The 11,852-nt window shown below is 68.4% G+C and carries 14 protein-coding genes; 8 read left to right on the top strand and 6 right to left on the bottom strand.

The annotated features are described in order from the left end of the window. Window positions 1-3 precede the first annotated feature (3 nt). Window positions 4-726 (top strand): acetoacetyl-CoA reductase, encoded by a 723-nt coding sequence (gene phbB, locus QN347_RS11185; RefSeq protein ID WP_322161267.1) that lies wholly within the window; start codon window positions 4-6, stop codon window positions 724-726. Window positions 727-1,052: 326 nt separating this feature from the next. Here the strand turns inward: phbB and QN347_RS11180 are convergent, their stop codons facing one another. Further along, on the bottom strand, window positions 1,053-1,451 hold the full coding sequence (locus QN347_RS11180) for a glycine zipper 2TM domain-containing protein (RefSeq protein ID WP_189676154.1): 399 nt from the start codon (window positions 1,449-1,451) through the stop codon (window positions 1,053-1,055). 150 nt (window positions 1,452-1,601) lie between these two features. On the opposite strand from QN347_RS11180, the gene QN347_RS11175 reads away from it, so the two are divergent. Next, on the top strand, window positions 1,602-2,603 hold the full coding sequence (locus QN347_RS11175) for an esterase-like activity of phytase family protein (RefSeq protein ID WP_322161266.1): 1,002 nt from the start codon (window positions 1,602-1,604) through the stop codon (window positions 2,601-2,603). Window position 2,604: 1 nt separating this feature from the next. Here QN347_RS11175 and rpmB read toward each other — a convergent pair whose 3' ends face one another. After that, entirely contained in the window at window positions 2,605-2,910 is a 306-nt protein-coding gene (gene rpmB, locus QN347_RS11170; RefSeq protein WP_133192112.1) for a 50S ribosomal protein L28, read from the bottom strand. A 198-nt stretch (window positions 2,911-3,108) separates the two neighbouring features. On the opposite strand from rpmB, the gene QN347_RS11165 reads away from it, so the two are divergent. Both QN347_RS11165 and QN347_RS11160 read left to right on the top strand, forming a co-directional pair. Then, complete coding sequence (locus QN347_RS11165; RefSeq protein ID WP_133190845.1) at window positions 3,109-3,396, top strand: hypothetical protein; 288 nt, start codon at window positions 3,109-3,111, stop codon at window positions 3,394-3,396. Between the two features lie 58 nt (window positions 3,397-3,454). Continuing rightward, the gene (locus QN347_RS11160) at window positions 3,455-3,883 is read left to right on the top strand and encodes a nucleoside deaminase (RefSeq protein WP_189676260.1); all 429 of its coding nucleotides are present in this window, start codon (window positions 3,455-3,457) and stop codon (window positions 3,881-3,883) included. A 121-nt stretch (window positions 3,884-4,004) separates the two neighbouring features. On the opposite strand, the gene QN347_RS11155 is transcribed toward QN347_RS11160, so the two are convergent. Further along, a complete protein-coding gene (locus tag QN347_RS11155) occupies window positions 4,005-4,685 on the bottom strand; it encodes an OmpA family protein (protein WP_322161265.1) in 681 nt (226 codons plus the stop codon). Window positions 4,686-4,862: 177 nt separating this feature from the next. On the opposite strand from QN347_RS11155, the gene QN347_RS11150 reads away from it, so the two are divergent. Next, entirely contained in the window at window positions 4,863-6,188 is a 1,326-nt protein-coding gene (locus QN347_RS11150; protein WP_133190839.1) for a hemolysin family protein, read from the top strand. A 63-nt stretch (window positions 6,189-6,251) separates the two neighbouring features. Here the strand turns inward: QN347_RS11150 and QN347_RS11145 are convergent, their stop codons facing one another. From QN347_RS11145 to purD, 3 genes are all read right to left on the bottom strand, one after another. Then, on the bottom strand, window positions 6,252-6,809 hold the full coding sequence (locus QN347_RS11145; protein WP_322161263.1) for a hypothetical protein: 558 nt from the start codon (window positions 6,807-6,809) through the stop codon (window positions 6,252-6,254). 262 nt (window positions 6,810-7,071) lie between these two features. Beyond that, the gene (locus tag QN347_RS11140; RefSeq protein WP_322161262.1) at window positions 7,072-7,788 is read right to left on the bottom strand and encodes a hypothetical protein; all 717 of its coding nucleotides are present in this window, start codon (window positions 7,786-7,788) and stop codon (window positions 7,072-7,074) included. Window positions 7,789-7,827: 39 nt separating this feature from the next. Beyond that, window positions 7,828-9,093, bottom strand: coding sequence for a phosphoribosylamine--glycine ligase (purD, locus tag QN347_RS11135; RefSeq protein WP_322161261.1), 1,266 nt, complete (start codon window positions 9,091-9,093; stop codon window positions 7,828-7,830). Here purD and xseA point away from each other — a divergent pair. Genes xseA through QN347_RS11120 form a run of 3 tightly spaced genes read left to right on the top strand, consistent with a single transcriptional unit; the run spans window position 9,093 to window position 11,617 of the window. Beyond that, window positions 9,093-10,475: an exodeoxyribonuclease VII large subunit gene (xseA, locus tag QN347_RS11130; protein WP_416194472.1), complete on the top strand. Its 1,383-nt coding sequence runs from the start codon at window positions 9,093-9,095 to the stop codon at window positions 10,473-10,475. The genes purD and xseA overlap by 1 nt on opposite strands. A 12-nt stretch (window positions 10,476-10,487) precedes the next feature. Beyond that, window positions 10,488-10,688, top strand: coding sequence for a DUF2093 domain-containing protein (locus QN347_RS11125; protein WP_189676148.1), 201 nt, complete (start codon window positions 10,488-10,490; stop codon window positions 10,686-10,688). Beyond that, on the top strand, window positions 10,685-11,617 hold the full coding sequence (locus QN347_RS11120; protein ID WP_322161260.1) for a M23 family metallopeptidase: 933 nt from the start codon (window positions 10,685-10,687) through the stop codon (window positions 11,615-11,617). The genes QN347_RS11125 and QN347_RS11120 overlap by 4 nt, the downstream gene beginning before the upstream one ends. Window positions 11,618-11,852: the final 235 nt, after the last annotated feature.

The following is an 11,852-nucleotide window of genomic DNA, read 5'->3' as shown; positions in this document are numbered from 1 at the left end:
AGAATGGCACGCGTCGCGATCGTAACCGGCGGAACCCGCGGGATCGGCGAGGCGATCAGCCTTGCGCTCCAGGATCACGGGATGACCGTCGCAGCGACCTATGCCGGCAATGACGACCGCGCGCGCGACTTCACCGAGCGCACCGGGATCGCCGCGTACAAATGGGACGTCGCCGATTACGACGCCTGCCAGGACGGCTGCGCGCGGGTCGCCGCCGATCTCGGGCCGGTCGACGTGCTCGTCAACAATGCCGGCATCACGCGCGACGGCACGATCATGAAATTGAGCTACCAGGCGTGGAAAGAGGTGATCGACACCAATCTCGGCGGCTGCTTCAACATGGCCAAGGGCGTGTTCCCGGGCATGCGCGACCGCAAATGGGGGCGGATCGTCAATATCGGGTCGATCAACGGGCAGGCCGGGCAGTACGGGCAGGTCAATTACGCTGCGGCGAAATCGGGCATTCACGGGTTCACCAAGGCTTTGGCGCAGGAGGGCGCGCGCGCTGGCGTGACGGTCAATGCGATCGCGCCGGGGTATATCGATACCGACATGGTGGCGGCGGTCCCGGCCGATGTGCTGGAGAAGATCGTCGCGAAGATCCCCGTCGGCCGCTTGGGCCAGGCGAGCGAGATCGCGCGCGGCGTGGCGTTCCTGTGCTCGGACGAGGGTGGGTTCGTGACGGGCTCGACGCTCAGCATCAATGGCGGGCAGCATATGTACTGACGGGCGCAGGCGCGGCCCCGCCCGCGCCGATGCGCCTGCGGCGCAGCGCCCGGCACGGCCGGCGGACGGGGTTCACCCCGATCCGGCCGACGGCTTTGCCGGCGGCGTTTTCCGAGCAGGCCGCCAGCTAAAGAAGAGGCCGGCCTCCTCGAGGAGAAGCCGGCCTCAAACCCTCGCTTTGCGTGCGCCGAGGGTAACTCTGAAATCCTCTAGCGCCGGCGGCAAAGCCGCCGTCGGTCGGATTCGCCCGGGGGGCGACCCGCCGGCCGTGCCGAGTGCTGCGGGCTATGCCCGCATCGGCGCGGTCGTAGCCGCGCCTGCACTCGTCACCGGCAGCGCTGTCCGTCCTTCTCGATCGCGCGCCCGGCCAGCGCACCACCGCCTGCGCCGAGCACGGTTCCAAGCGTCCGGTCGCCGCGCCCTGCGATGGTGTTGCCGAGCAGACCGCCCGCGATCGCGCCGAGGATCGTGCCCGTATTGCCCGAATTGCAGCGCGAGCGGTTGTAATAGCGGCGGTCGTCATAGCGGCGCCCATCGTCATACCGGCGGTCATCGCGGTATGCGCGGCGGTCCTGATAGCCATCGTCACGGTTGTAGCCGTCGCGATAGGCCTGGGCGTAGGCATAGCTCTGATCGTCATAGCGCTGCGCGGCAGCGGGCGTTGCGGCCAGGCCCGAGGCGGTCATGGCAATCGCGGTAGCGGCGAGCGTGAGCGTCTTCATCATGATGCGTCTCCTGGTAGGCGGTGGTCCAATGCTGACGGTATGGCGACTCGCTGCTGAGGTAAGCCTGAATGCGCTTGTTACCCACCGTTCATCGCAGCACTGGGTCGAAACCCGGTTGCGCGCGCTTCATGCCTCCCGCAGGGGCGGGGAATGCGAATTCTGTGGTCGGTCCTGCTGTGCGTCGTTCTCGTTCCCGACTGGATGGGAGCGCAGCGGCGCGAGGTGTTCGACCCAGCCTATCCCTTCCAGGTCGAGCCGGTCGAGCTCGACTTCGCCGATCCGCACCGCACGCGCGTGGGGGATCTGGCGTGGCTCGGCGGGATCAAGCTGTCGAGCGGCGACCCTGCCTTTGGCGGCTTTTCGTCGCTCCACGTCGCGGGCGATCGCTTCACGCTGCTGAGCGACGGCGGCGATGTGCTGCGCTTCACGATGGGGCGCGATTTTCGTGTCCATCGGCGCAGTATCACCACGCTCCCCGACGGACCGGGGCAGGGCTGGAGCAAGCGCGACCGCGACAGCGAATCGATGAGCGTCGACCCGAAGACCGGCGACGTCTGGGTCGGGTTCGAAAGCTATAACCAGTTCTGGCGCTACGATTCGGGCTTTCATCGCGCGCTGGCGCATGTCGCGCCGCCGGTGATGAAGAACTGGCCCGAGAATGAGGGGCCCGAGGCGATGACGCTGCTGCCGGGCGGCGGGATGGCGACGATCAACGAGACGACGCCCTGGCCCGATCAGCCCGGGCGGGGCGGGATCGTCTTCTATGGCGATCCGGTCGCGCACCCGCGCGGCGGCTTCCGCTTCAACTTCATTCCGCCCGAGGGGTATGACGTGACCGACATGACGGTCCTGCCCGACGGGCGCTGGCTGATCCTCAGCCGTCGCTTTGCGCAGCTGCGCTTTTCGAGCACGCTGACGATCGTCGACGCACGGCAGGTCAAGCCGGGCGCGAGCGTGCGCGGACGCGACATCGCGACGATCGCGGCACCGTTGCTGCACGACAATTTCGAGGGGGTCGCCGCCACGCGCGAAGCGGGCACGACGATCATCTGGCTCGTCTCGGACGATAACCAGTTCGCGCTAGAGCGCAGCCTGCTGTTCAAGTTCAGGCTCGATCCGGTCGGGCATAAGCCCGACCGGAGCAAAGGGTAGGTTAGGCTGCAGCCTGCGGCGCAGCGGCCGTCAGCTTCTTCGACACGTCGCGCTTGAGGCGACGCGCACGCAGCGAGAGCTTGTCGTTGGTCGTCTTGACCAGCCAGTTGTCGAGCCCGCCGACATGCTCGACCGAGCGCAGGCCGTGCGCCGAGACGCGCAGCTTGACGCTGGTGCCGAGCGCGTCGGAGATCAGCGTGACGTTCTGCAGGTTCGGGAGGAACGTGCGCTTGGTCTTGTTGTTCGCGTGGGAAACGTTGTTACCCACCATCCGGCCCTTGCCGGTCAGTTCGCAGATGCGCGACATCTTGAATTCCTGAATACCAGATTGAGCCGTGAAGCAGCTCGTGAAGGCGGGGCGCATACCGAACGCGAGCCAGTCGGTCAACCGCGCGCGGCGATTCGGCTGCGTGTTCGGCAACGCTTGCAACCTTCAGGAAGACGCGGCGTTGGTTACGGTAACGATTCGAATGCGCAGTGTTCGAGTGTCCTGTTGGAGAAGATCATGCGGTTTCTGTTAGCTCTGGTCGGCCTTGCCGCGCTTGTCGTGGTCGCGCTCGTATCGCTGGGTATGCTCAAGATCGACACCAGGGCGGGCTCGTTGCCGTCGCTCAGCGTCAACGGCGGCAAGGCGCCCGAGGTCACCGCCAACATGGCGACCGTAGAATTCGGCAGCAAGACCAAAGAGATCGAAGTCCCGACCGTGACCACCACGACCAAGACGATCTCGGTCCCGACGCTGCGCGTCAACAAGCCGACCGGCGCCGACGGCAACAGCGTCACCACGCAGTAAGTAGCGATTCGCGCCTGAGTGGGGCATGGGGACGGTCGTGATCCCCATGCCCCTTTTCATGCGTGCCGCACTCGATGCCGCCGCCGCCGCCGGTGCCGCCGGTGAAGTGCCGGTCGGCGCGGTGGTGGTGCTCGACGGCCGCATCATCGCGACCGCGGCAAACGCCCCGCGCGCGCTGCACGATCCGACCGCACATGCCGAGATGCTGGCGATTCGCGCCGCCGCCGCGGCGATTGGCGACGATCGTTTGCAGAATTGCGATCTGTGGGTGACGCTCGAACCCTGCGCGATGTGCGCCGGCGCGATCGCCCATGCCCGAATCGCGCGGCTGTATTATGGCGCGAGCGATTCGAAAGGCGGCGCGGTCGAGCACGGCCCGCGGCTGTTCTCGCAGAGCACGGTGCACCACCGGCCCGAGATCTTTCCCGGGATCGGCGAGGGCGAGGCTGCGGCGTTGCTGAAAGGCTTCTTCGCCGCGCGGCGCTGAGACCCGCGAACCGTCACCCCATCCGTCACCCCAGCGAAAGCTGGGGGCTCCGGCCTGGGGGCACCGCGCGAGCAGCACGAGACCCCAGCCTTCGCTGGAGTGACGGGCGCGCTGCCGCGCCTTAGCGCAGATCGGTATCGGCGATCGGCACGATCTTGATCTCGACGCGCCGATTCGTCGCCTGGCCGTCGGGCGTCTCGTTCGAGGCGATCGGCTGACCCTTGCCGAACCCCTTGGTGCCGACCCGCGCCGCGTTGACCCCATGCGAGACGAGATACGCCGCGACCGATGCCGCGCGCTGCTCGGACAGCCGCTGATTGTACGAATCCGATCCGACCGAATCGGTGTGGCCATAGACGTCGACGAGCGCGTGATCGTACGCTTTGAGCACGCTGGCGATCTGGTCGAGCGTCGGCTGGAAGCCCGGCGCGACGCTCGCATCCTTATACGCGAAGCTCAGTCCCGACGGGATCGTCAGGATCAGATCGTCGCCGCGCCGCGTCACTTGAACGTCGGTCCCCGTGATCCGCGCGCGCAGCTCGGCTTCCTGTCGGTCCATGTATGCGCCGATCCCGGCACCCGCGATCCCGCCGATCCCGGCGGCGTTGATCCTCGCGGAGCGGGCGCGCCGCCCGCCGACGACGTCGTCGAGCAGATAGCCGCCGAGCGCCGCGCCGATCCCGCCGACCGCGGTGTCCGCCACGCGCGGCGTCTGCGCCGCCTGTGGCGTCGCGCACGCGCCGGTCGCGAGCAGCGCGCCGAGCGCGGCGGTGGTCGCCAAGGTGCGGAAGGTCGTCGTCATGCTGCTATCCCTTTTCCAGCCGGTACGCGCTGCTACGGCTCATCAAACCCGCCGGATGCGCCGGTTGTTCCGCTTGCGCACCGATGTCCAGCCCCGGCCTGACGCAGCGCTGCCTGCACGACGGCGTGCGAGAACGGTTGTGCAATGACCCGATTCGCGCGAAAGGTGCGCCGCGCCATGCACCCGCTTCCCCCCTTTCCCTGGATCGACGTTGCGATCATCGCCGTGTTGATCATCGTCAACGGCGTCTTCGCGATGTCGGAGCTCGCCATCGTTTCTGCGCGGAAGGCGCGGCTCGAGGCGATGGCGCGCGTCGGCGCGCGCGGCGCGCGCACCGCGCTCGCGCTCGCCGCCGATCCGGGCAAGATCCTCTCGACCACGCAGATCGGCATCACGCTGATCGGCATCCTTTCGGGCGCCTATTCGGGCGCGAGTCTGGGCGGCCCGGTCGCGGCACGACTGGCGTTTCTCGGGTTCGGCGCCGAGACGACGCAGTCGCTCGGCTTCGCGATCGTCATCGGGATCACGACGTACGCCTCGCTGGTGATCGGCGAGCTCGTCCCCAAGCAGATCGCACTGCGCGCGCCCGAGCCGCTCGCCGCGATCATGGCGGGGCCGGTGCTGCTGCTCGCGCGGATCACCGCGCCGTTGGTGTGGCTGCTCGATTCGTCGTCGGGGCTGCTCTTCCGGCTGATGGGATTAAAGCGCGAGAGCGAGGAGCATGTCACCGCCGAGGAGCTCCACCTGATCGTCGCCGAGGCGAGCAAGTCGGGGATCATCGAGGAGCATGAACGCTCGATCATCTCCGGCGTCGTCCGCCTCGCCGATCGCCCGGTGCGCGAGGTGATGACGCCGCGCACCGACATCGAGTGGATCGACGCGACGATGGACGATGCCGGGATTCGCGCCGCTTTGATGCAGGCGTCGCACAGCCGGTTGCCGGTGACCGAAGGCTCGGTCGACACGGTGATCGGCGTTGTGCAGGCGCGCGACATCGCGGTCGCCCTGCTGGAGGGCGGGGCATTCGATCTGCGCGCGCTGATGCGCCAGGCGCCGGTGGTGCTCGACCAGATCGACGCGATGGACGCGCTCGACGCGCTGCGCCAGGCCGAGGTGCCGATGGCGTTGATCCATGACGAATACGGCCATTTCGAAGGGATCGTCACGCCGGCCGATCTGCTCGCGGCGATCGCTGGCGAATTCGCCTCGGACACCGATCCCGACGATGCGCCCTCGGTAGTGACGCGCGACGACGGTTCGCTGCTGGTCGCGGGCCAGATGGCGGTCGACGCGCTCGCCGAGCGACTGGGGATCGATCTGCCCGAGGGGCGCGATTACGCGACCGTCGCGGGGTTGGCGCTCGCGGTGTTCCGCCATCTGCCGGGCGAGGGCGAGAGCTTCGTCGAACAGGGCTGGAAGTTCGAAGTGGTCGATCTTGATGGGCGCCGGATCGACAAATTGTTGGTGAGCCGCGCGCGCGAGGCCGGGTTCCGGCTGGGCTGACCGGGCGGGTTTCGCGGGGCTGAGGCGCTGCCAAGACCTCAGCGGTCGCGCGCTCTTCAGAGACTAGGATCCGATCCGGCGCAGCACAGACCGGTTGCGCGGAAGCCAGACCTCCTTTTTGTCGCCATCGGGGTTGACCTCCTTCAGCGTCGTCATCGTATCGCCCGCGCGCGTGGTCGTTTCGCGCACCTGCGCCACGTCGTTGCCGTCGCCCCGCCGCTCGGTCGTCACCATCGTCCAGTGCGCCGCATCGACCCCCGGCACGACCGAGACGATCTTGGCGCTTCCCGAATCGGGCGCGCGGCTGCGGCGGAAACTGGCGTAGGCCAGCGTCGCGGCGGCGGGATCGACCATCGTCACCGTGGTGATCGTCACGATCCCCGTCTTGGGTCCGTCGTCGAATTGGGCGGTGCGGATCGTCGTCAGCTGGTCGGGCTGCGCGGCGATCGTCACCGTCACGGGCAGCGCCTGCCAGCTGTTCGACTGGTAATCGCGATATGCGAGCTCCCCCTGCCAGCGACCGGCGGTCTGCGCCAACAAGGCGGCGGCACCATCGGTCGGCGTGCTTGCCGAAAGCGCCGGAGTGGCGACGAGCGCGAAGAGAAGTGCCAGATAGCGCATCGATGGTCTCCGACAGATCGCCACGACGAGTAGCCTTCCGCCGAGGATATGCCGGGGATCGGGCGTCTGCAATGGAGCGTTCGCCGACCCCGCGCTGTCCTACATCACGGGATTGTGGTATGCCTTCCAGGCTTTTTGAAATCGTCGAACGCTCCCGCCTGCATTATGCAAGGAATGGAAACGATCGCCGCTGACGATGTCGCGTCTTGGGGTCAATCGAGTCAAGCGAAAGCCCCCCGACCTGCGTCCCCCGTTGCGGTGCTTACCCGCCCAGCTTCCCGAACGCCGCCTCATAGCCCGCGCGGTCGCCCGCGCTCAGCAGCGTGGCCTGTTCGATCCAGCGGTCGCGCGTCATGCGGCCCTTGAAGACGCCGAGCTTGGCGTCGAGCGCGGCGGCGGCATCGGGGGTCAGCGCGGCGATCTGCTCGACGCGGGTGATGCCGAGATCGGCGAGCGTTGCCGCCAGCTTGGGGCCGAGCCCCTTGATCTGCGTAAGGGCGCTCGCGATCGGTGTCGCCGCGGCGGGCGCTGCAGCCGGGGCTGGAGTGGGGACGGGCGCTGGGGCCGGGACAGGTGCTGCAACTGGGGCTGGGGTCGCAACCGGCGCTGGAGCCGCGACAGGTGCGGCAATCGGAGCCGGAGTCGGAGCCGGAGCAGAAACTGGTGCAGCCGCAGGCGCTGGACGCGGCATCTCCGCAGCGTCAGGCGCGCGCTCCGCCTTCGGCACGTCGGACGACACCGCCGGCGTCCCGTCGATCGACGCGCTCCCCGGCTCGGCGGTCGCGCCGTGCTCCTCGGCGATCGCGAAATTCTCCTCGACCTGCTTTGCTGCGTTGCGGCGGCGGCGGGCGATGATCGTGCCGTAGATCAGGATCGCGATCGCGGCGGCGGCGAGCGCGACCATCAGGATGACGTGCGAGATGGTGATCGGCACCATCACGTCGATTGCCTGATTGGGGTTCTGGGGGCCGGAAGACATGACGCTACTCCTGATGTTCACAAAGGCTAACGCACAAGCTCAGCCCGCGTCGCGCGCAATCTCGCGCCAGCCGATGTCGCGGCGGCAGAAACCGCTCGGGAAGACGATCTGGTCGACTGCGTGATACGCCGCTTGCTGCGCGGCGGCGACAGTATCGCCAAGCGCCGTCACCGCGAGCACGCGCCCGCCCGATGCGACGAGCTGCTCGCCGTCGAGCCGCGTGCCCGCCTGGAAGACCAGTGCGCCGGTCTCCTCGGCTTCGGCCACATCGTCGATCGCACCGCCGCTCGCCGGTGTGCCGGGATAGCCGTTGGCGGCGAGCACGACGGTCAGCGCGGTCTGCGCGACCCACTTCGCGGGCTCACGCTCGCCGAGCGTGCCGGTCGCCACCGATAGCAGCAGCTCGAGCAGATCCTCGTCGAGCCGCGCCATCAGCACCTGGCACTCGGGGTCGCCGAAGCGGGCATTGTATTCGATCAGCTTGGGGCCGTCCGCGGTCAGCATCAGCCCGGCATAGAGCACGCCCGAAAACGGCGTTCCCGCCGCCGCCATCGCCGCGACGGTCGGTTTGACGATCTCCGCGATCGCGCGGGCTTCGAGCTCGGGGGTGAGCACGCGCGCCGGGCTGTACGCGCCCATGCCGCCGGTGTTGGGGCCGGTATCGCCTTCGCCGACGCGCTTGTGGTCCTGCGCCGAGCCGAAGCTCAATATGTCCGTGCCGTCGGTCAGCACGAACAGGCTGGCTTCCTCGCCTTCGAGGAATTCCTCGATCACTGCTTCCCCGCCACGCGCGCCGAACAGATCGGCGAGCGCGCCCTCCGCTTCCTCGCGCGTCATCGCGACCGTCACGCCCTTGCCCGCCGCCAGGCCATCGGCCTTGACCACGACGGGCACGCCGAAGCGGTCGAGCGCATGGCGCGCCTCGGCGCGGCTCGTCGCATGGACATAGCCCGCGGTCGGGATGCCCGCGCGGTCGCACAGCGCCTTGGTGAACGCTTTCGAGCCCTCGAGCTGCGCCGCCGCCTTGTCCGGGCCGAATACCGCGACGCCGGCGGCGCGGAGACTATCGCCGAGACCGTCGACCAGCGGCGCCTCGGGGCCGATCACCACCAGTTCGACCGACTGTTCGGCGCAAAAGGCCACCACCGCGGCGTGATCGGTCAGCTCGAGCGATACGATCTGCGCATGCGCTGCAATGCCCGGATTGCCGGGTGCGGCGAACAGTGTACGCAGGCGCGGCGATTGCGCGAGCTTCCAGCTCAGCGCATGTTCGCGACCCCCCGAGCCGATCAACAGGACATTCAATGGCGGACCCTTTTCTAGAGATTGCCCGGCGTGAGGGCGTTTCCGCGCTCGTAGCCGAGCCGGTCGCGGGGGACAACGCCGCGCCGATGTCGGTCGGCGAACTCGCCGGAAAGCTCAAGCGCGTCGTCGAGACCGAATTCGGCTTCGTCCGGCTGCGCGGCGAAATCTCGGGCTACAAGCGCGTGTCGTCGGGCCACGCCTATCTCAGCCTCAAGGACGACAGCGCGGTCATCGACGGCGTCATCTGGAAGGGCAATGTCGCGCAACTGGGCTTCACCCCGCAGGACGGCGCCGAGGTGATCGCGACGGGCAAGATCACCACCTATCCGGGCCGCTCCAAATACCAGATCATCATCGATCGGATGGAGCTGGCGGGCGAGGGCGCGCTGATGGCGCTGCTCGAAAAGCTCAAGGCGAAGCTTGCGGGGGAGGGGCTGTTCGCCGCCTCCGCCAAGAAGCCGCTGCCGTTCCTGCCGCGCCGGATCGGCGTCGTGACCTCGCCGACGGGCGCGGTGATCCGCGACATCCTCCACCGGCTCGAGGATCGCTGCCCGACGCATGTGCTCGTCTGGCCGGTCAAGGTGCAGGGCGCAGGTGCCGCCGAGGAGGTCGCACGCGCGATCGCCGGATTCGACGCGATGCCGCTCGGGGACCGGCCCGACCTCGTCATCGTCGCGCGCGGCGGCGGGTCGATCGAGGATCTGTGGGCGTTCAACGAGGAAGTCGTCGTCCGCGCGATCGCCAAGTGCAGCATCCCGCTGATCTCGGCGGTCGGCCACGAGACCGACACCACGCTCGCCGATTTCGCCGCCGACCTGCGCGCGCCGACCCCCACGGCGGCGGCCGAAATGGCGGTCCCGGTGCTTGCCGATTTGCGCCTGACGCTCGCGGGTTATGGCAACCGCACCGAGAAATGCGCGCGGCGCTATGCCGAGCGCGGACGCGAGCGGCTCGACGCGCTGGTCCGCGTGCTGCCGCGCCGCGACGCGCTCCTCGGGCCGCAGCGGCAGAAGGCCGACGATCTCGGCGCGCGGCTCGACCGCGGGCTCGAGCGCCGCGTCGTCGTCGCGCGCGGGCAGCTCGATCGCTCGGCGGGCGCTTTGCGGCTCGCGACGCTCGACCGCCAGATGGAGCGCGGGCGCGACCGGTTGAGCGCGACGTGGCGGCTGGTCGAATCGCTCGGGCCGAACGCGATCCTCGACCGCGGCTACGCCTTTGTCTCGGCACGCCCGTCGGGCGCAGTCGTCGGCTCGGCCAGCGCCGCACGCAGCGCCGGCACCGTCACGCTCCACTTCCGCGACGGCGAGGTCGACGCCAAGGTTGAGCGCAGCGGCGCCAAGGCATATGGTGGCACGCCACCCGAACAGCCCACCCTCCTCTAAAAGAGCCGCGCCATGTTGATGTCCAATACCGATCGCCCCGCGCGGCTCCACTTCATGGCGAACGGGTTTCGCGTGCTGGCGCCCGGCGATCACGTCGTCTGCGCGGTCAGCGGCACGCGCATCGCGCTCGACGACCTGCGCTATTGGAGCGTCGCCAAGCAGGAAGCCTATGCCAGCGCGGCGCTCGCGACCGAAGCGATGACGCCCGCATGAAGGCCCGGGGGGGCATTTCGATCATCGCCAGCTGGACCACCGGTTTCGCCGCAATGGTCGTCCTCGGCAGTTGCGCGGCGGCGGCCGAGCGTTCGGCCCCCCAACAAGCGGCCCCCCAGCGCGTCACCGCACCGTCGGTGCGCCGTCCGGCGCCGCTGCCGGCCAGCTTCAGCTACACCGGATCGATGATCCAGGGCGGCATCGTCATCGGCATCGCGCCCGCCGGCACCAGCCTGTTGAGCTTCAACGGCGCGGCGATCCCGGTGGCGAGCGATGGCCGCTTCCTGATCGGCTTCGATCGCGATGCCGGCCCGAGTGCGAGCCTCGTCGCGACGCTCGAGGACGGCCGCGTCGTGCGCGACACGCTGGCGATCGCGCCGCGCGGCTGGGACATTTCGCGCCTGTCGACGCTCCCCAAGATCCCGCTGCCGCAACCCGAATTCGACCGGCTGCGCCCCGCCGAACTCGCGCAGATCGCCGCCGCGCGGCGCGTCCAGTCGGATTCGCAAGGCTGGCGGCAGACCTTCCTGTGGCCGACGACGGGCCGCATCTCGACGCTGTTCGGCTCGCAGCGGATCTACCAGAATGGCGAGGCAGGGTCGTACCATTCGGGCCTCGATGTCGCCAAGCCGCAGGGCTCGGTGCTCCTCGCGCCCGCCGACGGCGTGGTCATTCTGGCCGCCGATCACCCCTTCACGCTCGAGGGCAACCTCTTGATGATCGATCACGGCAATGGCCTCAACACCGCGTTCCTCCACCTCGCGCGGATCGACGTGCGCGTCGGCGAGCGCGTCCGGCGCGGGCAGCCGGTGGCGCTGTCGGGGATGACCGGGCGCGCGACCGGGCCGCATCTGCACTGGAGCCTGAAGTGGCGCGAGGCGAAGATCGATCCGCTGCTGGTTGCGGGGCCGATGCCGCGTTCGGAATGAGCGGCGATCGGTGAAGCGGCATTTGTAACGCCAAACCGGTTTCATTTGAAATAGTGTTGCATTGCGGCGACACTTGGAAAAGTTCCGTTACCAACCCTTTACAATACGGTCTCTGCCTTACAGTCTCGTGAGGCTTTGTTGCATAACGTCGCGAGAGCATAACCGCGCTTTTACTTGAAGATGTTATGAGAGGCGGACGGTCACCGGTGTTCCTATTTCGGAGAACCGATTGAGG

This window comes from Sphingomonas sp. 10B4 (genome assembly GCF_035019905.1).
GTDB lineage: Bacteria > Pseudomonadota > Alphaproteobacteria > Sphingomonadales > Sphingomonadaceae > Sphingomonas > Sphingomonas glacialis.
The sequence above is the reverse complement of the archived record's forward strand: the minus strand, read 5'-3'. Positions and strand labels throughout refer to the sequence as shown.